The organism is Actinomadura sp. ATCC 39365 (genome assembly GCF_054392275.1).
The window spans coordinates 2,100,568-2,122,957 of the sequence record NZ_CP184335.1 but is presented as its reverse complement, the minus strand read 5'-3'; the positions used below and the strand labels follow the sequence as shown (position 1 = coordinate 2,122,957).

The 22,390-nt window shown below is 72.5% G+C and carries 24 protein-coding genes; 10 read left to right on the top strand and 14 right to left on the bottom strand.

The features are described 5' to 3' along the window. Nucleotides 1-309 precede the first annotated feature (309 nt). From ACNF49_RS10785 to ACNF49_RS10775, 3 genes are all read left to right on the top strand, one after another. Nucleotides 310-2,157 (top strand): DEAD/DEAH box helicase, encoded by a 1,848-nt coding sequence (locus ACNF49_RS10785; RefSeq protein WP_482943581.1) that lies wholly within the window; start codon nt 310-312, stop codon nt 2,155-2,157. 336 nt (nt 2,158-2,493) lie between these two features. Further along, nucleotides 2,494-3,384 carry an alpha/beta fold hydrolase gene (locus ACNF49_RS10780; protein WP_357974263.1) on the top strand — a complete coding sequence of 297 codons (891 nt, stop codon included), beginning with the start codon at nt 2,494-2,496 and terminating at the stop codon, nt 3,382-3,384. Between the two features lie 13 nt (nt 3,385-3,397). Further along, the gene (locus tag ACNF49_RS10775; RefSeq protein WP_482943580.1) at nt 3,398-4,300 is read left to right on the top strand and encodes an oxygenase MpaB family protein; all 903 of its coding nucleotides are present in this window, start codon (nt 3,398-3,400) and stop codon (nt 4,298-4,300) included. Nucleotides 4,301-4,315: 15 nt separating this feature from the next. On the opposite strand, the gene ACNF49_RS10770 is transcribed toward ACNF49_RS10775, so the two are convergent. The 4 genes from ACNF49_RS10770 to ACNF49_RS10755 all read right to left on the bottom strand — a co-directional run bounded on the left by ACNF49_RS10770 (nt 4,316) and on the right by ACNF49_RS10755 (nt 7,289). Beyond that, a complete protein-coding gene (locus ACNF49_RS10770) occupies nt 4,316-5,233 on the bottom strand; it encodes a RecB family exonuclease (RefSeq protein WP_498702277.1) in 918 nt (305 codons plus the stop codon). After that, nucleotides 5,234-5,953 (bottom strand): MBL fold metallo-hydrolase, encoded by a 720-nt coding sequence (locus ACNF49_RS10765; protein WP_357974272.1) that lies wholly within the window; start codon nt 5,951-5,953, stop codon nt 5,234-5,236. Nucleotides 5,954-5,964: 11 nt separating this feature from the next. Continuing rightward, on the bottom strand, nt 5,965-6,579 hold the full coding sequence (locus ACNF49_RS10760; protein ID WP_357704315.1) for a MarC family protein: 615 nt from the start codon (nt 6,577-6,579) through the stop codon (nt 5,965-5,967). An 83-nt stretch (nt 6,580-6,662) separates the two neighbouring features. Beyond that, a complete protein-coding gene (locus tag ACNF49_RS10755; protein ID WP_358006826.1) occupies nt 6,663-7,289 on the bottom strand; it encodes a DUF6758 family protein in 627 nt (208 codons plus the stop codon). Between the two features lie 74 nt (nt 7,290-7,363). Between ACNF49_RS10755 and ACNF49_RS10750 the strand changes: the two genes are divergently transcribed. Beyond that, nucleotides 7,364-7,765, top strand: coding sequence for an NUDIX hydrolase (locus ACNF49_RS10750; protein WP_482943579.1), 402 nt, complete (start codon nt 7,364-7,366; stop codon nt 7,763-7,765). Here ACNF49_RS10750 and ACNF49_RS10745 read toward each other — a convergent pair. Both ACNF49_RS10745 and ACNF49_RS10740 read right to left on the bottom strand, forming a co-directional pair. Next, nucleotides 7,749-10,001, bottom strand: a complete 2,253-nt coding sequence (locus tag ACNF49_RS10745; protein WP_482943578.1) for a hypothetical protein — start codon at nt 9,999-10,001, stop codon at nt 7,749-7,751. The genes ACNF49_RS10750 and ACNF49_RS10745 overlap by 17 nt on opposite strands. A 1,146-nt stretch (nt 10,002-11,147) precedes the next feature. Beyond that, nucleotides 11,148-12,074 carry a CPBP family intramembrane glutamic endopeptidase gene (locus tag ACNF49_RS10740; RefSeq protein WP_498702276.1) on the bottom strand — a complete coding sequence of 309 codons (927 nt, stop codon included), beginning with the start codon at nt 12,072-12,074 and terminating at the stop codon, nt 11,148-11,150. Between the two features lie 190 nt (nt 12,075-12,264). Between ACNF49_RS10740 and ACNF49_RS10735 the strand changes: the two genes are divergently transcribed. Both ACNF49_RS10735 and ACNF49_RS10730 read left to right on the top strand, forming a co-directional pair. Continuing rightward, nucleotides 12,265-12,996 (top strand): hypothetical protein, encoded by a 732-nt coding sequence (locus ACNF49_RS10735; RefSeq protein ID WP_482943576.1) that lies wholly within the window; start codon nt 12,265-12,267, stop codon nt 12,994-12,996. Next, nucleotides 12,993-13,538, top strand: coding sequence for a DUF6529 family protein (locus ACNF49_RS10730; protein WP_482943575.1), 546 nt, complete (start codon nt 12,993-12,995; stop codon nt 13,536-13,538). The genes ACNF49_RS10735 and ACNF49_RS10730 overlap by 4 nt, the downstream gene beginning before the upstream one ends. Here the strand turns inward: ACNF49_RS10730 and ACNF49_RS10725 are convergent. Genes ACNF49_RS10725 through ACNF49_RS10700 form a run of 6 tightly spaced genes read right to left on the bottom strand, consistent with a single transcriptional unit; the run spans nt 13,528 to nt 17,403 of the window. Beyond that, nucleotides 13,528-14,460, bottom strand: coding sequence for an HpcH/HpaI aldolase/citrate lyase family protein (locus tag ACNF49_RS10725; protein WP_482943574.1), 933 nt, complete (start codon nt 14,458-14,460; stop codon nt 13,528-13,530). The two genes, ACNF49_RS10730 and ACNF49_RS10725, sit on opposite strands and share 11 nt — an antisense overlap. Nucleotides 14,461-14,520: 60 nt before the next feature. Continuing rightward, on the bottom strand, nt 14,521-15,117 hold the full coding sequence (locus ACNF49_RS10720; protein ID WP_357974296.1) for a sulfite oxidase-like oxidoreductase: 597 nt from the start codon (nt 15,115-15,117) through the stop codon (nt 14,521-14,523). Between the two features lie 2 nt (nt 15,118-15,119). Further along, a complete protein-coding gene (locus ACNF49_RS10715) occupies nt 15,120-15,389 on the bottom strand; it encodes a DUF6510 family protein (protein ID WP_352319227.1) in 270 nt (89 codons plus the stop codon). A gap of 10 nt (nt 15,390-15,399) precedes the next feature. Next, nucleotides 15,400-16,125, bottom strand: coding sequence for a ferredoxin reductase (locus tag ACNF49_RS10710; RefSeq protein ID WP_482943573.1), 726 nt, complete (start codon nt 16,123-16,125; stop codon nt 15,400-15,402). Continuing rightward, the gene (locus tag ACNF49_RS10705) at nt 16,095-16,706 is read right to left on the bottom strand and encodes a molybdopterin-dependent oxidoreductase (RefSeq protein WP_482943572.1); all 612 of its coding nucleotides are present in this window, start codon (nt 16,704-16,706) and stop codon (nt 16,095-16,097) included. The genes ACNF49_RS10710 and ACNF49_RS10705 overlap by 31 nt, the downstream gene beginning before the upstream one ends. A 55-nt stretch (nt 16,707-16,761) precedes the next feature. Beyond that, a complete protein-coding gene (locus tag ACNF49_RS10700; protein WP_482943571.1) occupies nt 16,762-17,403 on the bottom strand; it encodes a hypothetical protein in 642 nt (213 codons plus the stop codon). Nucleotides 17,404-17,455: 52 nt separating this feature from the next. Here ACNF49_RS10700 and ACNF49_RS10695 point away from each other — a divergent pair, with 52 nt between their 5' ends. After that, a complete protein-coding gene (locus ACNF49_RS10695; RefSeq protein ID WP_352319219.1) occupies nt 17,456-17,824 on the top strand; it encodes a hypothetical protein in 369 nt (122 codons plus the stop codon). A gap of 54 nt (nt 17,825-17,878) precedes the next feature. Here ACNF49_RS10695 and ACNF49_RS10690 read toward each other — a convergent pair whose 3' ends face one another. After that, nucleotides 17,879-18,829, bottom strand: a complete 951-nt coding sequence (locus tag ACNF49_RS10690; RefSeq protein WP_357974308.1) for an EamA family transporter — start codon at nt 18,827-18,829, stop codon at nt 17,879-17,881. A gap of 99 nt (nt 18,830-18,928) precedes the next feature. Between ACNF49_RS10690 and ACNF49_RS10685 the strand changes: the two genes are divergently transcribed. Continuing rightward, nucleotides 18,929-20,137: a magnesium transporter MgtE N-terminal domain-containing protein gene (locus tag ACNF49_RS10685; protein ID WP_482943569.1), complete on the top strand. Its 1,209-nt coding sequence runs from the start codon at nt 18,929-18,931 to the stop codon at nt 20,135-20,137. Beyond that, a complete protein-coding gene (locus ACNF49_RS10680; RefSeq protein ID WP_357974312.1) occupies nt 20,127-20,594 on the top strand; it encodes a DUF1003 domain-containing protein in 468 nt (155 codons plus the stop codon). Before ACNF49_RS10685 ends, ACNF49_RS10680 begins: the two co-directional genes overlap by 11 nt. On the opposite strand, the gene ACNF49_RS10675 is transcribed toward ACNF49_RS10680, so the two are convergent. Beyond that, nucleotides 20,578-21,039 (bottom strand): MarR family winged helix-turn-helix transcriptional regulator, encoded by a 462-nt coding sequence (locus ACNF49_RS10675; RefSeq protein ID WP_482943568.1) that lies wholly within the window; start codon nt 21,037-21,039, stop codon nt 20,578-20,580. The two genes, ACNF49_RS10680 and ACNF49_RS10675, sit on opposite strands and share 17 nt — an antisense overlap. A 158-nt stretch (nt 21,040-21,197) precedes the next feature. Here ACNF49_RS10675 and ACNF49_RS10670 point away from each other — a divergent pair, with 158 nt between their 5' ends. Beyond that, nucleotides 21,198-22,337 carry an Mrp/NBP35 family ATP-binding protein gene (locus tag ACNF49_RS10670; protein WP_357974317.1) on the top strand — a complete coding sequence of 380 codons (1,140 nt, stop codon included), beginning with the start codon at nt 21,198-21,200 and terminating at the stop codon, nt 22,335-22,337. The last annotated feature ends 53 nt before the right edge of the window (nt 22,338-22,390 follow it).

The following is a 22,390-nucleotide window of genomic DNA, read 5'->3' as shown; positions in this document are numbered from 1 at the left end:
GCTCGGCCAGCGTTGTGGTATCGAGTACACTGCTCTGTGAAAGTGCGACCGCACTGTGTTAGTTCGGGGGATTCCCCCGATAACCCCCGATTCCCCGGGTGCGCGGTCGCTGATGACGCGAGAGGGCTGGCTCTACCGCGAGGACCCACGTAACGGGGGCTGTTTTCCGCCCGTTGGTCCCGGCAGGCCCGCCTTCATTTGAGACTGAGGCAGGCCACGCTGACGACTTTCCGAGACCTCGGAGTCACACCAGAAATCGCCGATGCCCTCGAGACCGAGGGTATCGTCACACCGTTCCCCATCCAGGAGATGGCGCTCCCGCTCGCCCTGAGCGGCCAGGACCTCATCGGCCAGGCGCGCACGGGCACGGGCAAGACCTACGCGTTCGGCATCGCGATGCTCCAGAGCATCGGCAAGCCGCGCAAGAACCGCAAGAAGCCCCGCGGGCTGGTCGTCGTGCCGACCCGCGAGCTGGCCGTCCAGGTCAGTGAAGACCTGGTCACCGCGGCCGGCAAGCTCGGCTCCCGGGTCCTGACCGTCTACGGCGGCCGGGCGTACGAGCCGCAGATCGAGGCGCTCAAGGCCGGGGTCGACGTCATCGTCGGCACCCCGGGCCGCCTGCTCGACCTGGTCAAGCAGAAGCACCTCGACCTCAGCCAGGTCACGTCCCTCGTGCTCGACGAGGCCGACCGGATGATGGACCTGGGCTTCCTGCCCGACATCGAGCGGATCTTCAAGCTGATCCCCGCGGAGCGGCAGACGATGTTGTTCTCGGCCACGATGCCGGGCGAGATCGTCACGCTGTCCCGCAAATACCTCAACCGTCCCACCCACGTACGCGCGGAGATGGAGAGCGGCGAGGGCGAGACCACCCCGCAGGTGCGTCAGATCGTCTGGCGCGCCCACCGGATGGACAAGATCGAGATCGTCGCCCGGCTGCTCCAGGCCGAGGGCCGCGGGCTCACCATGGTCTTCTGCGAGACCAAGCGAGCCTGCGACATGGTCGCCGAGCAGCTCGACACGCGTGGTTTCGCGGTCGCGGCCGTCCACGGCGACCTCGGTCAGGGGCAGCGCGAGCAGGCGCTGCGGGCCTTCCGGGCGGGCAAGATCGACGTGCTGGTGGCCACCGACGTGGCGGCCCGCGGCATCGACATCGACGACGTCACCCACGTGGTCAACTACGACTGCCCCTCCGACGACAAGACCTATGTGCACCGCATCGGCCGTACCGGCCGGGCCGGGCGCACGGGCATCTCGGTCACGTTCGTGGAGTGGGAGGAGCTGACCCGCTGGAAGATGATCAACCAGATGCTCGGGCTCGACTTCGCCGAGCCTGAGGAGACCTACTCCACCTCGCCGCACGTCTACACCGAGCTGAACATCCCCGCCGGCACCAAGGGCGTCCTGCCGCACGCGAGCCGTTCGCGTGCCGGGCTGTCCGCGGAGCGCATCGAGGACCTCGGTGAGACCGGCCGGGCCCGCACCCGCGGCGGCAACCGCCGGCGCGAGGAACGTGAAGAGCGCGAGGAACGCCCGGCCCGCGCCCAGCGCCAGCGTCGCCGCACCCGCGGCGGCAGGGAACTGGCCGAAACCGCACCCGCCGAGACGCCGGAGGTCGAGATCGTGGCCGCCAAGACGGAGGAGACTCCCGCCATCTTCACGCCCGACGAGGTCCAGACGGCGGCCGCCGAGCCGAAGCGCACGCGCGTCCGCAGCAGGGGGGCCGCGTCGTCGGCCATCGAGCAGGCGCTGGCCGAGACACCGGAGACCCCGGTGAAGCGGACCCGCTCCCGCAAGGCCGACCAGCCCCAGGCCGCGGACACACGTCCGCGCGAGGAGGCCGCCGAGGCGCCCGCGCGGAACCGTCCGGCCGAGGCCGCTCCCGCGGAGCCGGTCCGGAGCCGTGCGGCCGAGGTCGCGCCCGAGCCGGTGGTGAAGTCCGTGCCGGAGCCGAGCTTCCTGGCCACGCCTCCGCCGCCGGTCCGCCAGGAGCCGGAGCGGATCATCCCGCCGAGCCCGTTCGCGGTGATCTTCCAGTCGCCCGACCTGGCCACGGACGACGATGACATCGCGCCGTCCGCGGCGACCGAGCGCAAGCAGCAGCGCCGCCAGTCCCGTGGCGGTGGCGGCGGTGGCAACCGCCGTCGCGCGGGCTAGCGACAACGGAACAAGGCGCGCACCCCGTTCGCGGGGTGCGCGCCTTTTTCGTCCCTACGGCCCCAGCGCCTTTTCGTCCGTACGGTTCCAGCGCCGGGAGGGAGCCGTACGCGCCCCTCAGGGCCTCGCGGACGCGCCGGCCGACAGATGCGCCCACCCGGCACCACGGGAGCCGAGAGGCCGCCTCAGGGCGCGCCACGAGCCACTGGGGACGAGGACGTCGCCCACCCACCTCGGAAGCGCGAAAGCCGCAAAGCTCACAACTCCCCACAACTCGCCCCAGCGTCGAAGCTTTGCCGGTGTCGAGGCGCTGACCTCTGGGTATTGTTGCCCCACGTGAGTACGCCGCGATTCCTCGACCTGCCACCCGGTGTGACGCCGCAGAAGCTCGAAACGCCCCATGGCGCGTTCGCGGCTCTGGAGGCGCTTCCGGGCAGCGGCGTGGTCGAGCGCTGGCCCGCCCTCCTGGTCCCCGGCCTGACCGGCAGCAAGGAGGACTTCATCGCGGTCCTGATGACCCTGGCCCAGTCCGGCCGCCGGGTGGTGGCCGTCGACCTGCGCGGCCAGTACGAGACGCCGGGCCCCGACGACCCCGCCGCCTACACCTGCGCCGCCCTCGGGGCCGACGTCGATCTGCTGGCCCAGGCCATCGGCGGCGGCGACCCCGTGCACCTGGTGGGCCATTCCTTCGGCGGACTGGTCGGGCGTGAGGCGGTGATCGACGGGCGCACCCGGTTCGCCTCGTTCACGCTGATGAGCTCGGGCCCGGCGGCCATCGAGGGCCGGCGGGCGCGCAACGGCCGGGAGATCATGGAGGAGATCCCGGCGCTGGGGCTCGAACACCTCTGGCACCACCGGATGGAGCCCGAGGCGCTGGCCGCCGACGTCTCCGACGAGATCATGGCGTTCCTGCGCAAGCGGCTGCTGACCAACTCCCCCACCGGCCTGGCCCGCATGGCCGAGCAGGTCCTGCACGCCCACGACCGCACCGACGAGCTGCGCCAGATCGAGATCCCCACCCTGGTCCTCTACGGCGAGCACGACGACGGCTGGTCGCCGGAGACCCAGTCGGAGACGGCCGCCCGGCTCGGCGCCGACTGCGTGGTCGTGCCCGGCGCGGTCCACTCCCCCGCCGTCGAGGCGCCGGAGACGACGGCCGCCGCGCTGGTCAGGTTCTGGAACGCGGCCGAGAAGCACTATTTGGACACAAGGTCCAATGCCATGTAATCATTCACTTACTATGACGGACGAACTCGTCGTCCAGGCGCCGCGGAGCGCGACCTGGCAGGTGCACCTCGACCGTTCGATGTGGGTGGGCGGCGTACGCGGCCTGATGTTGCAGGCGCTGCACCCGCTGGCCATGCTCGGCGTCTGGCAGAACTCCACCTTCCAGGACGACCCCTTCGGCCGCCTGCGCCGCACCGCCGACTTCGTGGGCCGGGTGACGTTCGGCAGCCCGGCGGAGGCCGACGAGATCGGCAGGCGGGTGCGCGGCATCCACAAGGCGCTGCGCATCACCGATCCGCGGACCGGTCGCACGCACCGGGTGGACGATCCGGAGCTGCTGCTGTGGGTCCACTGCGCGGAGGTGTCGTCGTACCTGGAGGTGGCCAGGCGCGGCGGGCTCGGGCTGAACGAGCGGCAGGCCGACCGCTACCTGCGTGAGCAGCGCAGGAGCGCCTCCTACGTCGGGCTGCACCCCGAAGACGTGCCGGGCTCGTGCGCCGAGATGGACGCCTACTTCAAGCAGGCCCGGCCCGCCCTGCGGGTGACCGAGGAGGCGGCGGCGACCGTGCGGTTCCTGCTGTGGCCCCGGCTGCCGCGCGAGCTGCGCATGTTGTCGCCGGGCAAACCGGCCTACTTCCCCTTCGGCGCGCTCTGCTACTACACGCTGCCGGAGTGGGCCCGACGCATGTACGGCGTGCTGCCCGAGGTGCCCCCGGCGACGGTCACCGCGGCGCTGAGGGCGTTCCGGCTGGGCATGAACGCGCTGCCCGAGCCGGTGCACGACCGGGCGTTCATGCCGTCGACGCGGGCGATGCTGGCGGGCGCGCGGGCCCGGCTCGGCGCGGCCGGCTACGACGTGGGCAAGGGGCTCAAGGGCCTGACCGACCCCCGTCGCTGGCCGACGCGGGCCGCCTGACCGCTTCGCCGGGGATCAGTCGGCCAGGCCGTCCCAGGGGTTGCGGTCGGAGCCGGCGGCCTGGCCCTCCGGACAGTGGCGGCGGAAGTCGCACCACGAGCAGAGCGGGCCGGGACTGGCGGCGAACACCGTGTCGAGCTCGGCGGGAACCTGGGCCGGACCCACGACGGGACGCTCGCCCGCCCCCCGGCCCGGCGCGGCGCGCTTGGTCGAGGTGGGGGCGCCCATCACGGCGCGGTAGCGGTCGTCGGCGGTGGCGGCCTCGACGGCGATCTCCTCGGCACGGCGCAGGTGCCGGCCCAGCGACTCGTCGGTGTGGCGCCACTCGACGATCTCGCCGGTGGGCAGGTGGTGCAGCTCGACCGCCCGGCACGGCGTGCGCATCATCGTGGAGGCCGCGATGGCGTACGTGGCCAGGGCGAGGGACGAGCGGGCGTCGTCCTGGGTCAGTGGGCGGCGGCCGGTCTTGTAGTCGACCACGACCAGCTCGTCGCCGCGCCGGTCGAGCCGGTCGATGCGCCCGGACAGCGCGACCACCTTGGTACGCGTGGCGACCGTGCGCTCGACGCCGACCGGATCGTCAGCGGGATCTAACGTCGTGACATATCCGGACACGAGGTCGCGGGCCCGCCCCAGCCACTCGGCCGACTGCTCGGCGTCCCTGAACCCCTCGGTGATCCACCCGTTCGTGAGCAGGACGGCGGCCGTCAGCGGCGTGCGCCGCTCGTACGGCTCACGCCACCACGCCGCCAGCGCGTTGTGCACGCTGGCGCCGACGCTGTTGTGCGCCCAGGCGGGCCCCTTGGAGGGCTGTGGCCGGTCCAGGTAGGTGAACCGGTAGCGGCGGCGGCAGTCGAGCCAGGTGTTCAACCGCGACGGCGTGCACGCGTAGAGCCGCCGCGGCATCCCGTCCAGCGGAAGCTGGTCGTACACCTACTCGTCGCCGGGGCCGAGCTTGATGCCGGAGATCCTGGTGCCGTCGGTCAGCGGGCCCTCGTCGTCGCGGGCGGCGGCCGGGTCGCGGGTCAGCGAGCCCGACACCCAGTCGTCGAAGTGCGGCTCGAGGTCGCCGACGGTGACCTCGTCACCGTGGTTGGCCAGCACCCGCGTGTCGGCCGGGAGCGTGAACAGCCGGCCGCCGATCGAGGTGAGCTGGTCGGCCAGCGCCGGGTACTCGCCGCCGAGCTTGCCCGGCCCGTCGGCCTGCAGGGCCTTGCCGGTGAAGACGGCCCCCAGCGCCTCGCAGTAGAGCGAGATCCCGCCGGGCGAGACGCCGGGCGTCTCCATGACGTCGAGCTGGACGTCGGCGACGCCGAAGACGCCGTCGTCCTCCATGTCGATGTCGGGCCAGGTCTCCCGCCAGGTCTCCCGCCACAGCGGCTTGTCCTTGGGGTGCAGGGCGACGACCGCCTCGTCTCTGCTGGCCACCTCGATGGCCGCGCCGACGTGGTCGGGCAGGCCCGCGGTGCAGATGACGGCCAGCACCTCACGCTCGCCCACCTGCTCGAGGATCTTCCCGGCGTCACGCGCCGCGTCGATGACGATGACTTCGTCGTCGTCACCGATGATCCAGGTGTTGTTCTCGACCTTGTGCTCGGTGCCGTCGATGTCGACGACGCCCTCGGTCACCACTCGCTCGATACGCGCTGTCACGCTTCCGAACTTTAGCCCGTCTGCATGAGAGCGCGAATCGCGTTGATGATGAGTTGCACGGCGAGTGCCGAGAGCAGCAGGCCGGCGATCCTGGTGACCAGCTCCACGCCGTTCTCCTTGATGACGCGGATGATGCTGACCGAGAAGCGCATGAACAGCCACAGCAGGATGTGCACGGCCGCGATGGCCAGCATCAGCGCGGCCAGCCCGTCGGCGCGTCCCTCGGCCTGCTGGGCGAAGACGATGGTCGCCACGATCGCGCCGGGCCCGGCCAGCAGCGGCGTGCCGAGCGGGACCAGGGCGACGTTGACGTTCGAGCGTACGGTGTCGGTGCGCGGCTCGGCCGCGCCGCGCAGCAGTTCCAGGGCCACCAGCAGGAGCAGCAGGCCGCCCGCGATCTGCATGGCGGGCACCTCGACGTGCAGGTACGACAGGATGGCCCGCCCGAACACCGCGAACACCACCACCAGGCAGAACGCCGTCACCGCGGCCTGCCAGGCGATGCGCCTGCGCTCGGCGGGGGTGCGGCCGAAGGTGTAGGCGAGGAAGAGCGGGATGACGCCCGGCGGGTCCATGATCACGAACATCGTCACGAACGCCTCGACGAAGAACCTGACCCCGGACACCGCTCCCCCAACCGGCCGCCCGGGGGAGGCGATCCTGTGCTCAGCCCCGCGCCCGATCCTCCAGGCGCCGGATTTCCAGGCCCTCAGTCTTCCAGCAGCGGCGAGAACCCGCCGAACGGCACCTCGAACTCGCGGTCGCGGGCGTCCTGGAGGGACAGCTCGGCCAGCGCGATCATGCAGCCGGCCTCGGCGGGCCAGGCGATGGTCCACAACCAGTTGCCGAGCGCCTCACCGGCGTAGACGGCCCGGTCGTCGATGCCGGCCAGGCACCACATCGCCGTGGGGTGCCCCAGCACCTCGATCTTCGCGTTGGGCGGCCCCGAGTCGAACCCCTCGCCGGGGTCGGGCCCGTCGAGCCCCGCGAACGTCGCGCCGAGCCCGACGCCGGGTTCCTCGGCGATGACCAGCAGGTCGGCCGGCCCCTCGATCGGCGAGGGCCCGCTGAGCGCGACCACGCTGGCCCGCGAGCCGGTACGGTCGTCGCCGACCTCGCCGAACCCGGTCACCGTCCAGCCGGGCGGCAATGGCCAGGGCAGCCACACGGGCACCACCGAGCGTTTCCGCATGGCCTCCAGCGATTCGCCCGTAGGCGGTCTCGGAGGCTGGTACGGCAGGACGTCGCCGTGCGTGTCGCAATGGAACGCACTGGACAGGGCGCTCGACCCGTGAAGCGGGCCGAAGCACCTTGGGCAGGTAGGAGCCGCTCTCACAGCTACCCACGGTGCTTCCTCCGGCACGGTCGCGTCAAGACCGGGACCCGTTATCCCGTCGTAATCTTGGTCATGTGCGCGTAAATTGTGTCGGCGCGATCATTTTCGACGCCTCTGACCAGCTTCTTCTCGTCCGGCGTGGCCGCCCGCCGGGGATGGGCCTGTGGTCGCTCCCGGGCGGCCGGCTGGAGCCCGGCGAGACCGACGCGGACGGCGTGCGCCGCGAGGTCATGGAGGAGACCGGGCTGCGCGTCGAGGTGGGCCGCCTGGCCGGCACGGTGGAGCGTCCCGGGCCGGACGGCGTCACGTACGTGATCCGCGACTACCTGGCGACCTCCGCCGGCGGCGTGCCCGTGGCCGGGGACGACGCCGCCGACGTGCGCTGGTGCGGCCCCGGTGAGCTGGCGCTCCTCCCGCTCACCGAGGGGCTGCTCGGCTGCCTGACCGAGTGGGGCGTGCTCACCGGTTGGCGGTGAGGCTGGAGGTCCACAGGATCAGGTGGTCGGTGTCGTACGTCGTGGACCTGCCGAGCGCCACCACCTCCGTGCCGCTGATCGCCACGGCCGTCAGGGCCTGCATGCCGAGGCCGGAGAGCCGGTCCCTGGTCAGGGCCATGCGGTTCCACGACAGGCCGTCCTGGGAGACCCAGGCCGCGCTGTCGCCCTCGCCGGGGACGCCGTGCCAGCCGACCGCCACCAGGCCCTGGTCGCCCGCGGCCAGGTCGTGCACGGCCGCCGCCTGGTCCGCGGGCAGCCAGGCCGTCGTCCAGCTCTCGCCGTCGTCGTCGGACACGGCGGAGAAGGCGCGGCGCGAGCCGTCCGTGACGGCCGTACCGATGGCGACCAGCTTGTCGTGGTACGTCGTGACCTGCCGCAGCCCGGCCGACGTGGCGTCCGGCGGGGTGACCCGCTTGCGGGCGCTCCAGTTCACGCCGTCGTCGGAGAACCAGACCACGCTGTTCTCCCGGTCGGCGGCCCCCGCCCCGCCGACCGCGACGTAGCCGCCCTGGGTCGCGATCACGTCGTGGACGCGTACGCCCGAGCCGCCCTGGGGCAGCTTCATGGACCGGGTGTACTTGCGCAGGTCGGGCGTGAACCACATGGCGGCGGCCACCGAGCCCGCCTGGTCGTGGGTCTCGCCGGCCAGCACGTACCCCTTCTTGCCCGCCGCGACGGCGTGGGTGTCCAGGTAGGGCCGGTCGCGGTCGCGGGCCAGGTCGCCGGAGACCGGCACGCGCCGCCAGTTCTCGCCGTCGTCGGAGGTGACGAGCAGGGGGTCGGTGACGGCCAGGTTCGTCTGGGTGCTGCCGGCCGCCAGCCAGCCGCGTCCGCCGTGGGCGACGTCCTCCAGGATCTGCCTGCCGGGGCCGCCGAGGCTCATCGACTTCCAGCGCCGCCAGTTGCTGATCGTCCACAGGCCGGCGTCGCCGGAGGCGGCGCCGACCGCGACGTACCGGCCGCCGGCGGCCGCGAGGCGGGTGGTCTCGCGCGAGACCCTGGTCAGGCCCTCGACCTGGCCGAGCTGGACGCGGGCGGCGGCGCCGCGCGGCGGCGCGGTCATCAGCACGAGCTGGTTGTCGACGTCGGAGGCGGCCTGGTCGCCGCCGGCGAACAGGGTGCCGCCGTCGGAGATCGTGAACCCGCGCAGCGTGGCGCCCGACAGGTCGCCGAGGTCGGCCCGCTTGGCCCAGCCGCGCCCGTCGGCGCTGGTCAGGACCGTGTACTTGCCCAAGGTGGCCTGGCTGATCGCGGCCACGCCGGACCGGTAGGAGACCAGCGACTCCACCCCGGGGCTCTCGCCGCTCAGACCGCCGATGGAACCGCACTGCGACCACTGGGCGCCGGTGGGCGAGCAGTAGACGCGTACGTCGCCGTCGACCGTACGCTGCCTGGTCGGCACCAGGACGAACCGTTTGGGCAGCACGGCCACCGTGCCCGTACGCGGCTCGGCCTCGGGGAGCTGGAAGCCGGTCGCCTGCCAGCCGCGTCCGCCGTCGGACGAGCGCAGCACCCGCGAGCCGCTCCCCTCGACCGGGCGGCCGACGGCCACGACCGTGTCGCCCTGGGCGACGACCGCCCTGATCTCCTGGACGTCCAGCCCCCTGGTCTCCACGCGCTCCCAGAGCCGGCCGTCGGACGAGCGCCAGGCCGCCGGGCCGGGGCCGCCCTCCCCCGGCGTGGCGCCGACGGCGACGAAGCCGGAGGCCGTCCTGGCGATGTCGTAGATCTGGTCGCCGGGCCGGAACGCGGCCATGCCGGTCGCGTCGACGGTGGTCCAGCTGAAGCCGTCGACGCTGGTCCACAGGCCGCGCTCGCCGGACGGGCCGTCGCCGCCGCTGGCCAGCCAGCGCCCGTCGCCGCCGACCACGCGCTGGACGATGGGCGTGGAGGCGCCGCTCACCTGGCCGAGCTGCCAGTGCTTGCCGGCGTCGGGCGAGAACAGGAAGAGCGGGCGCGGGGTCGGGCTGGTGGTGTCGCTGCCCACCGCGACCACCGCGCGGCCGACGGCGACGATGTCGTTGAGCTTCTGGTTGGTGCCGACGCCGGCGGCCGGGACGGTGAACAGGTCGTCCCCCGAACGGCCGGTACCGGCCTCCAGGCGCAGTCCGGTGGTGTCGGTGTCGCTCCAGCGCCATACGAGCACCCCCGTGGCCACCAGGAGCGCCAGGGCCATGGTGAGGGCGATGGGGGCGGCCCTGCTGCCCCGGTGCACGGGGCTGGACCTGCGTACGGCGGCCGGGGCCGGGCCTCTGTGGTGCCTGCCGCCGGCGCCGCCGGGGCGCGGCGGGCCCGTGGCGACCAGCAGGTCCGGTCTGGTGGGACGCCCGCCGGGCGGGCGGCCGACCCGCCTGACCTCGGTGTCCTCCTCACCGGCCCCCTCCGGCTCGGCGGCCCGGAACCCGGGATCGCCGGAGCCGGCATCGCGGGACTCGGGATCGCGGGACTCGGGGTCGTGCGGTCCGGGGGCCTGGGGGCCGGGGGTTCGGGCTGTGGGGGCGGGGGTTGTGTGGCGGAGCTGGGGGCCTCGTCGGCGGGGAGCGGCAGGTGGTAGGGCGGCTCGCGGTAGGGCCCCGCGGCTGCCGTGCCCTCCTGGGCGCCGTCGGCGGGCCGGGCCGAGGGCCCGGCGGGCGGGGGCGCTGCGGGCGGGGGCGCTGCGGGCGGCTCCTGGCGGGGCGGGCCGCCGGCGACGAGTTTGTCCGGGCGGTTGACGATGCGCCGGGGGCGGCGGCGCGGCTCGACCTCGGGCTCGGCCGTCGGCGAGCTGTACGGTCTGCGCCCCTTGGGCGGCTCCTGCGGCGATTCCTCCGGGATCGGGGACGCGAACGGCGGCATGCCCCAAGGGGAGGTCAAGGGTAAGCCCCGGGCCCGGTCGTCGGTGGGCCCGGGCGGGGAGTGGCGGATCCTGGGCTCCCCGGAAGAGGCCCCGGCCTGCTCGGAGGAGGTCCTGGGCTGCTCGGAGGAGGTCCCGGGCTGCCTTGATGAGGTTCCGGGCGGCTCGGGAGAGGGGGGTTCCGCGGCGTCCTCAGGACGCGGGTCGTCGTCGTCCGGCGGTCGCCGTGGCGGATCGCTGGGGCCGGAGGCCACGCGCCGCACCTCCTAGTCGAACTCGTCGTACAGGTGGAACCCGTCGAATCGAACCTGGTCAACCGGGTTGCGCGGGGAAACGGTGAGCGAACGGGCCGTTTCTTACGGACCGTTCCACAAATCCCGTCCCACCTTATGCGCCTATTTTCTACCCCGTCCCACCAAAACGATCACCTCCGTGACACCCTCGCCTGTCCCACAGGAACCAGACCAGCATGCCTGAGCCGGATTGGCGAGACCTCTCTAGCGAGATTTCCCGCACCTCTCGCCTGATTTATCCAGAAATGGCACTAACTGCCCGCTTTTTGGATATATAGAACACACCAATCGCGTACACCCCGAGCTGCACCACCGTTCCCGACAGCGCCTGCCACGGGATGGGTGTCTTGCCCTGGTCCAGCGCGTCCTCCAGGCTGCCCGAGGCCGCGCTGAGCCCGAAGGCCAGCATGTTGTTCATCACGTGCAACGCGATCGGCGCCTCCAGCCCCCCGGTCCGTACGGCCAGCCAGCCCATCACCGCGCCGAAGGCGAACACGTCGAGCAGCCCCACCCACGAGTAGCCGTGCAGCGACGCGAACAGCAGGGACCCGACGAGGATCGCCCACACCGGATTGCGCACGTGCACGCCGACCGCCTGGATGAACCAGCCGCGGAAGATGTACTCCTCGGTCGCCGCCTGGAACGGCACCAGCAGCACGATCACCACGAGAGCGGGCAGGAACCGCCCCCAGCCGACCCAGCCGAACAGGTCGGAGTACCCCTCCCCGGACAACGACAGGGCCGTGACCTGCGCGATCTGGCCCAGCACCAGCGCCAGCGCGGCCAGGCCGAGGCAGCGCAGCAACCACGTCCAGCGCAGCCGTCCGGCGACCGACGACAGCGTGCCGGGCCTGCGGCGCTGGACGAGCGCGGCGGTGCCGAAGACGAGCGGCAGCACGGCCGCGATCGACAGCAGCACCATCACCAGCCCGAACACCGGATCGCCGAAGATCTGCCCGGGGTCGGTCGGCACGGGCAGGCCGAGGATCAGCTCGGCGGCCTTGCCCACGAGCAGCACGCCGGTGCCGATGACGAAGAACCCGACGCCGACGACGATCGTGCCGACGACGGCCCGCCACGGCTCGTTCGCCGGAGTGCGGGCGAGATGGTCGTAACGCACCCCTTGCGGGGTGGGCAGGAACCAGGACCGCTGCTGCGGCACGGGCGGCGGCCCATAAGGATGGACGGGCGGCCCAGGCGGCTGACTGCCATACGGCGGATTCGGTCCAGGGTTCTCCTGCATCCATACATTCTGTCTGCCGGGTGAGCATTAGTTCACAGACGGCCCACCCCTTTGGGCGGATGCTCGGAGTCGTACGGCATTTCGACCCTTCCGACTTTGGGAGCAGTCCATGTCAAGGCTGGGACCTTTCATCACCCTGGCGGCGGGCGCGGTCCTGGCCGCGGGGCTGGGCGTCGCCAGCGTCACCGCGACACCGGCGGCCGACACCGAGCCCCCCACCGGCACGGCGGCGGCGGGGTCGCCGACCGAGGCCGCCGCCGCGCCGTCCGCGTCGCTTTCCGTGTCGCCGTCCGTGTCGCCGTCCGTGTCGCCGTCCGTGTCGCCCGCCCCCACGGAGGCCGCGAAGATCCCCAAGGCCGACTACGGCGGGTACGTCAAGGGCAACGGCGGCCTGATAGCGATCTCTGTCCGCGACGGCAAGGCCGTCGGCTACTTCTGCGACGGCAGGTCGGAAGCCTGGTTCAAGGGCGGCGAGGCCGGCGGGAAGGCCGTGCTGAAGGGCCCGGGCACGGCCCGGCTGACCGCCACGCTCGGCGGCGGACGCGCCAGGGGCAGCCTGTCCGTCGGCGGCGGGCGGTGGAGCTTCACCGCGCCCGCCGTGGTCCGGCCGTCCGGGCTGTACCGGGCGACCGCGCAGGTCAGGGGCGCGAAGTTGCGGGCCGGCTGGATCCGCGTCCCGCGCCCCGGCGGCGGCTACGACCAGGTCGGCGCCGCGTTCCTGGGCCAGGACCAGGTGGAGATCCCCGGCCTGGACGCCGGGCGGCCCACCACCCCCGTGACCGTCGCCGGCGCCACGGTCCTTCCGAAGGACGTGGACGGCTTCATCGAGGAGATGCAATGACCGCCATCCACCGGCCGTCGCACCGGACGGCCGCCGTGCTCCTGATCCCGCTGCTGGCCGGCGGCCTGGTGGCGCTGGGGCTCGGCGTGTACGGCCGGGCGCACACGCCCACGGGGTTCGCGGTCGGCCCGGCCGGGTTCTCCGGCGCGCTGCCGATGAAGGCGTGGCTGACGACCGGGGCGTTCGCGCTGGCGATCGTCCAGGTGGTCTCGGCGCTGTCGATGTGGGGAAGGCTGGGGATCGAGCTCCCGGACGGCGTCCACCGCTGGTCGGGGCGGCTGGCGTTCCTCCTCACGATCCCCGTCGCCTTCCACTGCCTGTACGCCCTGGGCCTGCAGTTCGACGTGCCGCGGGTGCTGGCCCACTCGCTGCTCGGCTGCTTCTTCTACGGCGTGTTCACGGCGAAGATGCTGGCGCTGCCCAAGCGCGACGCGCCGGGCTGGACGCTGCCGGTGTTGGGCGGGCTGGCGTTCACGGCGCTGGTCGGGCTCTGGCTGACCTCGTCGTTGTGGTTCTTCACCGCGGTGGGCGTCAAGGTGTGAACGACTTCGTCCTGGACAGCCCGGCCGCCCTGCCCTTGGCGGCCACGACGAGGGCCATCTTGCGGGACGCCTCGTCGATCATCTCGTCGCCCAGCATGACCGCGCCGCGCCGCTCCACGGTGGTGTAGTGCTCGTACGCCTCCAGGATCAGCTCGGCGTGGTCGTAGTCCTCCTGGCTCGGCGAGAACACCTCGTTGGCCGCCTCCACCTGCAGGGGGTGCAGCACCCACTTGCCGTCGAACCCGAGCGCGGCGGCGCGGCGGGCGATCCGGCGGTAGCCCTCGACGTCCTTGATCTGGAGGTAGGGGCCGTCGATCACCTGGAGGTCGTGCATCCTGGCGGCCATCAGCAGGCGCATGAGGATGTAGTGGTAGGCGTCGCCCTCCTCGTAGCCGGGCGGCTGCTCGCCGACCACGAGGGTGCGCATGTTGATCGAGGCCATGAAGTCGGCGGGCCCGAACACCAGGGCCTCCAGCCGCCTGGACGACCCGGCGATGGCGTCGACGTTGACCAGGCCGCGGGCGTTCTCGATCTGGGCCTCGATGCCGATGCGGCCCACCTCGTAGCCCATCGACCGCTCGATCTGGGTCAGCAGGGTGTCGAGCCAGACGACCTCGGTCGGGTCCTGGACCTTGGGCAGGATCAGGCAGTCGAGGAACTGCCCCGCGCCCTCCACGACCTCGATCACGTCCCGGTACGTCCACATCGTGGTCAGGTCGTTGACCCTGACCGCGCGGGTCCTGCCGGTCCAGTCGCCCTCGCGCAGCGCGGTCACGACGTTCTTGCGGGCCTCGTCCTTGGCCAGCGGCGCGACGGAGTCCTCGATGTCGAGGAAGACCTCGTCGGCGGGCAGGGTCTGGGCCTTCTCCAGGAAGCGGGGGTTGCTGCCCGGCACGGAGAGCACGGAACGACGTGAGCGCATGCGCCAACGCTAACGGCTGCGGGGCGGCCCGCGGCAGGCGTCCCCCGTCTATGGGGACGATCAGCTGTTCCAGTAGCGCTGCTCGCGCCACGGGTCGCCGTAGTTGTGGTACCCGGCGCGTTCCCAGAAGCCGGGCCGGTCGCGGTCGAGCAGCCGCAGGCCCTTGACCCACTTGGCGGACTTCCAGAGGTACAGGTGCGGGACCAGCAGCCGGGCCGGGCCGCCGTGCTCGGCGGGCAGCGGGTCGCCGTCGAAGGTATGGACGATCCACGCCTTGCCGTCGCGCAGGTCGGCGAGCGGCAGGTTGGTCGTGTATCCGCCGTGGCAGTACGCCTGCGCGAACTCCGCCCCCGTGTCCACGTCGTCGAGCAGGACGTCGATCGACACGCCCTGCCAGTCGGTGTCGAACTTCGACCAGCCGGTGACGCAGTGGAGATCGGTGTGCGGGGCGCTCTGGGGTAGGTCGAGCAGCTCGTCCCAGGTCCAGACGCGTTCCCGGCCGGCCTCGGTGACCAGGGTGAACGTCCAGCCGGCGGTGTCGACGCTGGGCGTCGGGCCCGCGGACAGGACGGGGAAGCCGGGCGTGAGGTACTGGCCGGGCGGCAGGCGGTCGTCGTGCCCGCCGCGCCCCTTGAAGCCCTTGGAGACGACGGCCACGGTCAGCCACCTCCCTGCACGGGCGTCTCCAGCAGGCCGAGTCCCGGCATCGCGGCCATCATCCGGCCCGGCGCCTCCACGAGGGTCATGAGCACGTTGTCGCAGTTCGGGCAGCGCAGCACGGTGCCGGGGGCGGGGCCGTACACGGTGGCCTCCCCGAGCGGGCCGTTCATGCCGCACTGCGCGCAGACGCCCTGGGCCGCCGTCATGTCCCGGCCGAAGAACTGGGCCAGCGGGCCTGCCGCGGCGTTGCCGTCCACGGGTTGTTGCATGGTGTCTCTCCTAGCCGTACCGCTCGGTGCGGATGTCGGTGGGCGGGTAGCCCAGGGCGGTGAGGATCGCGGCGACGTGCTCGACGAACGCGGTCGGGCCGCACACGTAGGCCAGCGGCTCGTGGGCGGGCGGCCAGGCCAGCCGGACCAGCTGCGAGCGGTCCACCCGGCCCACGGGCTCGGGCCAGTCGGTGGGGGCCGAGCGGGTGTAGACGAAGGTCACCTCGCCGCCGGCGGACTCCAGCTCGTCGCGGTAGATCACCTGGCCGGGGTCGCGTACGGAGTAGATGAGCCGTACCGGGGTGCCGTCGCCGAGCCGGGCGCGGTGGCGCAGCATCGAGCGCAGCGGCACCACGCCGGACCCGCCCGCGACCAGCAGCAGCGGCCGCCGCTCCGGCATGGGCTCCCACACGAAGTAGCCGCCGATCGGGCCGCGCACCTCCACCTGGGCGCCGGCCTCGGCCACCTCCACCAGGTACGGCGACACCTCGCCCCCCGCCACCCTGGCCACGGTGATCGCGGGCCGCTCGCCGGGCGCGCCGGCCAGCGAGTACGCCCGGGTCGCCTGGTAGCCGTCGTCGGCCGTCAGCCGCACGTCGACGTGCTGACCGGCGCGGTGTCCCGGCCAGTCGGGCACGTCGAGCAGCAGCGTACGCGTCTGGTCGGCCTCCGGGACGACCTCGGCGATCGTGGCCGGCTGCCAGGTCAGTCGTCGTAGTACCGCTGTTCCCGCCATGGGTCCCCGAAGTTGTGATAGCCGGACCGCTCCCAGAAGCCGGGGCGGTCCTCGTCCATGAGCCACAGCTCGTGGATCCACTTGGCGCTCTTCCACAGGTAGTGGGCGGGCACCAGCATCCGTACCGGGCCGCCGTGCTCGGGCGGGATCGGCGCGCCCTCGTAGGCGTAGACCAGCCACGCCTTGCCGTCCACGATCTCCTCGACCGGCAGGTTGGTGGCGTAGCCGCCGTAGCTGACGGCCAGGGCGTACCCGGCCGCCCGGTCGGCGCCGGTCAGCAGCCGGTCGAGGGACACGCCCGTCCAGGTGGTGTCGAGCTTGCTCCAGTGGGTGACGCAGTGGATGTCCACGGTGATCTGCTCGGCGGGCAGCGACAGCAGGTCCGTCCACGTCCAGGTGGGCTCGCCCGCACCGCCCCTGACGGTGAACGACCACCGCTCGGTCCGGACGTGCTGCGTCGCCCCCGCGGTGAGCACGGGGAATCCCTCGGCCAGGTACTGCCCCGGCGGCACCCGCCCGGCCAGCTCCGGCCGCGGACGCCGGAAGTGTTTTCCGGCGAAGCCGCGAGAGACGATCCCCATGAATGCGGTTCTCCCCGGCACGGCACCCGGCGGACACCAGAAAAGGGCAAAGTGTTCAGCCGGTGAATCCGTGGGCGCGCAGGCGGGCGATCAGGCCGTCGATGCCGCACGGCTGGTTCCAGCCGGTCGAGGAGAAGATCTCGTCCCGACCGCCGACGGCCCGGCCGCCGGGGTCGTCGGTCACCTCGTGCAGGATCACGCCCTGCGGGGGCGTGGAATAGGCGACCGAACGTCCCTCGACGACCTTGCCGGTCGGTCTGGCGCGGTTCATGAACAGCAGCACCCGGGTGCCCGGGGGCACCGCGCGCGCGAAGTCGGCCACGCTGTGGACCGGCGTGCCCTCGTCGTCCACCGCCGCCCCTTGGTAGAAGGCGACGTCCGCGACGTCCGAGGCGGCGCCCTTGAGCCGCTCGCCGACCCGGGAGCGCATGAGGACGTACCGGGTGCGGTCCCCCGGGATGCCCTCCTCGACCACGGGCCCGGCGACCCAGCCCGTCACGTGGCCGGTGACGACGGTCTCCACCTTCCCGGCGAGCGCCTCGGGCGTCGGGGACGCCGGGTAGTCGTACAGGGTCTGCCGCAGGACGCGCGTGTCCAGCGGGCCGGTACGGGCGGAGGTCCCGCAGGCGGACGGCGGCTCGGGGCCGGTGGCGCCGCAGCCCGCGACGAGGGCGAGCACGAGGATGAACGACCGCATACCGGTGAAACGCGCGCGGGCCCCGAGCGGTTCGGGGGGTTACAGTCTGATCGTGAGCGACGACATCGCGGCCATCGAGGAGGGCGCCAAGAAGTCCGGCATCCTCTGGCTCGCCCTCGACCGCCCGCGCCTGGCCTGGCACGCCTGGCACGACGGCGCCATCTACCTCGTGACCGGCGGCGGCGAGCAGGACCTGCCGGGGCTCGGCGCGCTCGACCGGGTGCGCGTGACGCTGCGCAGCAAGGACAACGGCGCGCGGCTGGTGGAGTTCGACGCGGCGGTCTCGGTCGTCGACCAGGCCGCGGCGGCCGACGCCGTGGCGGTGCTGGCCAAGGAGCGGCTCAACGCCCCCGACAGCGAGCACCTGACCGAGCGCTGGGCCCGCGACTCGACCGTCCTGCGCCTCACGCCGGAACGCTGACGCCCGGCCGCGGCGACCCGCACCCGCCACGCGGCGACCCCACGGCGGCCGGGCTCACACCTGGGCGGTGACCTCGGCCGGCCGGTCCGGGACGGGGGCCGGCGCGCCGCCCGAGGTGGCGGTCTGGGCGAGCAGCGCGCCGCTCAGCACGATCAGCCCGCCGACGATCTGGAACATCCCCAGCGTCTCGCCGACCAGCGCCCACGCGACCACCGCGCCGCCGATGACCTCCAGCGAGGCGACCGTCGCCCCCACCGCCGCCGACAGCCGCCGCACCATGTTCATGCTGAGGATGTACGCCAGCGCGGTCGCCACCAGCACCAGCCACAGGTACGCCCCCAGCACCGGCAGGGTCGTGCCGCCCTGCGGGGCGACGGAGACCGTGAAGGCCTCCCAGGGGATGTCCCAGGGCTGCGCGAAGGGGATCAGCACGACGGCCGAGCCGACCATGCCCCAGGCGACCAGGCCGAGCAGGTCGATGTCGGGGCCCATGCTGTCGCCCATCAGGAAGTAACCGGCGCAGCACGCCCCGGCCAGCAGGCCGAGGAGCAGCCCGACCGCGTCCAGGCGCATGCCCTGCCACGCCTCGACGACGATCGCCAGGCCGACGAACGCGATCACCGCGCCGACGTACGCGGCCCCGGCCAGGCGTACCTTGCGGACCAGCCTGACCCAGGCCACCACCATCACCGGCGCCATGAACTCCAGCAGCAGCGCGATCCCCACCGGCAGCCGGGTGATCGCGACGAAGTAGAGCGACTGCACGCCCGCGACGGCCATCACGGTGTAGAGCCCGAGGAACGGCAGCCGGGCCCGCGGGATGCGCAGGGCCCGCGGCTTGACCACCGCCAGCACCGCGACCAGCAGCAGCCCGGCGCCCGCCATCCGGGTCCAGACGGCCTCGACCGGCGCCAGCCCGGCGGTGATGAGGTACTTGGCCATCGGCCCGGAGAACGCGAAACAACACGACGACACGAATGCCAGTGCGAGCCCCGCCAGCCTCATGGTCTACCCCTAGTGCCCAGTAATCAGCGTTAAATGCGTTTGATACTGACATGCCAGGCAACCGGGGCGCAACGGCGTCTCACTGTTAGCCTGGCCCACGTGAAGATCTTCGTGGCCCGGCTGGCGGGGACCCCCGTCTTCGACCCCACGGGCGATCAGATCGGCCGGGTCCGCGACGTCGTGGTAGGTCTGCGCATCACCGGCAATCCCCAGGTGCACGGCATGGTCGTCGAGGTGCAGCCGCGCCGCCGGGTGTTCCTGCCGATCACCCGCGTACGCCGCATCGAGGCCGGCGCCGTCGTCTTCACCGGGCGGCTGAACATGCGCAGGTTCGAGCAGCGCGCCTCGGAGACCCTGGTCATCGGCGAGGTGCTCGACCTGTCCGTACGCGTCGGCGACGAGCCCATGACCGTCTACGACGTCGCCATGGAGGAGACCCTGCCGTCCCGGTGGGAGATCACCAAGGTCGCGCTCTTCAAGGGCCGCCGGCGCGAGCCCAGGACGGTCGGCTGGACCGAGGTGTCCGGCTTCGACACCCTGCAGAAGGACCAGGGCGCGGCCGGGCTGATCGCCGCCTTCGAGTCGCTGCGCGCCGCCGACATGGCCAGCGCCCTGCACGAGCTGCCCAGCAAGCGGCGCATCGAGATCGCCCGCGAGCTCGCCGACGACCGCCTGGCCGACGTGCTGGAGGAGCTGCCGCCCGACGACCAGATCGGCATCCTCGGCACCCTCGAACCCGAGCGGGCCGCCGACGTCCTGGAGGAGATGAGCCCCGACGACGCCGCCGACCTGCTGCACGACCTGCCCGAGGACCAGGCGGCCAGGCTGCTGGCGCTCATGGAGCCCGGCGAGGCGGCCCCGGTGCGGCGGCTGCTGACCTACGCCGACGACACCGCCGGCGGCGTGATGACCAGCGAGCCGGTCGTCCTGCCGCCCAACGCGACGGTGGCCGAGGCGCTGGCCCACATCCGCCAGCAGGACCTGCCGCCCGCCGTCGCCGCCCAGGTCTACGTGACCAGGCCGCCCACCGAGACGCCGACCGGCACGTACCTGGGGGTCTCGCACTTCCAGCGGCTGCTGCGCGAGCCGCCCTCGACGCTGCTCGGCCGCGTGCTCGACCCCTCGCTCGACCCGATCAGGCCCGACTTCACCCTGCGCCAGGTCCACGCCTTCCTGGCCAACTACAACCTGGTCGCCGCCCCGGTCGTGGACGAGCTCGGCAGGCTGGTCGGCGCGGTGACCGTCGACGACGTCCTTGACCACCTGCTTCCCGACGACTGGCGCGAGGGGGACGACCGTGACCACTGACCGGCTCGACCAGCCTCGGGCGCTGCGCCGCTCGCTGCGCCCGCACTACGACCCCGAGGCGTTCGGCCGCCTCTCGGAACGCATCGCCCGCTTCCTCGGCACGGCCCGCTTCATCGTCTACATGACGGTGTTCGTGGCGATCTGGGTGATCTGGAACATCGCCGCTCCCCCGGCGCTCAAGTGGGACCCGTACCCGTTCATCTTCCTCACGCTGATGTTGTCGCTCCAGGCCAGCTACGCCGCGCCGCTCATCCTGCTCGCCCAGAACCGCCAGGACGACCGCGACCGCATCCAGTACGAGCAGGACCGCGAGTCCGCCGACCGCAACCAGGCCGAGATCGAGTACCTCACCCGCGAGATCGCCGGCCTGCGCCTGGCACTCAACGAGGTCGCCACCCGCGACTACCTGCGCGCCGAGCTCGGCCGGCTGCTGGAGGAGCTCAACAAACGTCAGTGACGTCGAGCCTGGCCAGCAGCGCCCGCACCTCGCCGATGTCGCCCGCGCCCAGCAGGCCGAGGAACTCGTTCTTGACCCCGCGCAGGTAGGTCGGCGTGGCCTCGGCCAGCCGCGCGGCGCCCGGCTCGGTCAGCACCGCGAACAGCCCCCGGGCGTCGTCGGAGCACGCCTCCCGCCCGACCAGCCCGTGCCGCTGCAACCGGTCGATCAGCCTGGTCAGCCCGCTGCGCGAGAGCAGCACGCGGTCGGCCAGGTCGTTCATCCGCAGCCGCCGCCCCGGCGCCTCGGCGAGCTGCGCCAGCACCTCGTACGAGGCCAGCGGCAGGTCGTGGGCCACCAGCAGCTCGGCCTCCGGGCGGCGCGCGATGCGCACCTGGGCCCGCTGCAACATCCGCCAGACCGCCAGCTCCTCGGCGGTGAGCCCCTCGTCGCGCAGCAGAGTCACGCAGTAACCTTAGACGTTGTTGCACAGACACCTAACAGCGCGGATTAACCGAGCGGCCCCCGGGTTCATACCATGGAGGGGCATTCTCACTGGCTTTCAGCGCCTGTCACACATAGACCGACTAAGGAGGGACGGCACTCCCTCGTGCCGAGACTTCGATGGCACCAACCCAGGAACAGGTGACGGTCGCCCTCGCCACCGTCATCGACCCCGAGATCCGTCGCCCGATCACGGACCTCGACATGGTCAAGAGCATCGAGATCGCCCCCGACGGCGCGGTCCGGGTGGGCGTCTACCTCACCGTGTCAGGCTGTCCGATGAAGGACACCATCACCCGCGACGTGAAGACGGCGGTCGGCAAGGTCGACGGCGTGACGGACGTCCAGATCGAGCTCGACGTCATGAGCACCGAGCAGCGCAAGGTCCTGCAGACCAAGCTGAGGGGCGACCGGGGCCCGGAGAAGGAGATCCCCTTCAACCAGCCCGGCTCGCTGACCCGCGTCTTCGCCGTCGCGAGCGGCAAGGGCGGCGTGGGCAAGTCGTCGGTCACCGTCAACCTGGCCGCCGCGATGGCCTCCAACGGCCTCAAGGTCGGCATCGTCGACGCCGACATCTACGGTCACAGCATTCCTCGCATGCTGGGCGCCGCCGAGCGTCCCACCAAGGTCGAGGACATGATCATGCCGCCGTCGGCGCATGACATCAAGGTCATCTCGGTCGGCATGTTCAAGCCCGAGGGCAACACGCCGGTCGTGTGGCGCGGCCCGATGCTCGACCGGGCGCTCCACCAGTTCCTGGCCGACGTCTACTGGGGCGACCTCGACGTCCTGCTGCTCGACCTGCCGCCGGGCACCGGCGACATCGCCATCTCGGTGGCGCAGCGGCTCCCGTCGGCCGAGATCCTGGTCGTGACCACGCCCCAGCAGGCCGCCGCCGAGGTGGCCGAGCGGGCCGGCTCGATCGCCGCCCAGACCCACCAGCAGATCGCCGGCGTCATCGAGAACATGTCCTGGCTGCCCTGCCCCCACTGCGACGAGCGCGTGGCCGTGTTCGGCGAGGGCGGCGGCCAGACCGTCGCCGACGCCCTGACCCGTACGCTGGGCGCCCGCGTCCCGCTGCTCGGTCAGGTGCCGATCGACCTGCGCCTGCGCGAGGGCGGCGACGAGGGCAAGCCGCTGGTGCTGACCGACCCCGACTCGCCCGCCGCCGCGGAGCTGCGGAAGATCGCCGCCGGTCTGAGCAAGCGCTCCTCCAGCATCAAGGGCATGCAGCTCGGCCTCTCGCCCAACCGTTCCTGACCCTCCCACGCGAAGACGGGCCCGCCCAGCGAAAGCTGAGCGGGCCCGTCGCG

Excerpts from the sequence above, each read along its gene's own strand:
- ACNF49_RS10775 (WP_482943580.1), top strand. The coding sequence starts at position 3,398 with ATGACGGACGAACTCGTCGTCCAGGCGCCGCGGAGCGCGACCTGGCAG.
- ACNF49_RS10705 (WP_482943572.1), bottom strand. The coding sequence starts at position 16,706 with ATGGGGATCGTCTCTCGCGGCTTCGCCGGAAAACACTTCCGGCGTCCG.
- ACNF49_RS10710 (WP_482943573.1), bottom strand. The coding sequence starts at position 16,125 with ATGGCGGGAACAGCGGTACTACGACGACTGACCTGGCAGCCGGCCACG.
- ACNF49_RS10715 (WP_352319227.1), bottom strand. The coding sequence starts at position 15,389 with ATGCAACAACCCGTGGACGGCAACGCCGCGGCAGGCCCGCTGGCCCAG.
- ACNF49_RS10700 (WP_482943571.1), bottom strand. The coding sequence starts at position 17,403 with ATGCGGTCGTTCATCCTCGTGCTCGCCCTCGTCGCGGGCTGCGGCGCC.
- ACNF49_RS10725 (WP_482943574.1), bottom strand. The coding sequence starts at position 14,460 with ATGCGCTCACGTCGTTCCGTGCTCTCCGTGCCGGGCAGCAACCCCCGC.
- ACNF49_RS10670 (WP_357974317.1), top strand. The coding sequence starts at position 21,198 with ATGGCACCAACCCAGGAACAGGTGACGGTCGCCCTCGCCACCGTCATC.
- ACNF49_RS10785 (WP_482943581.1), top strand. The coding sequence starts at position 310 with ATGGCGCTCCCGCTCGCCCTGAGCGGCCAGGACCTCATCGGCCAGGCG.
- ACNF49_RS10690 (WP_357974308.1), bottom strand. The coding sequence starts at position 18,829 with ATGAGGCTGGCGGGGCTCGCACTGGCATTCGTGTCGTCGTGTTGTTTC.
- ACNF49_RS10735 (WP_482943576.1), top strand. The coding sequence starts at position 12,265 with ATGTCAAGGCTGGGACCTTTCATCACCCTGGCGGCGGGCGCGGTCCTG.
- ACNF49_RS10730 (WP_482943575.1), top strand. The coding sequence starts at position 12,993 with ATGACCGCCATCCACCGGCCGTCGCACCGGACGGCCGCCGTGCTCCTG.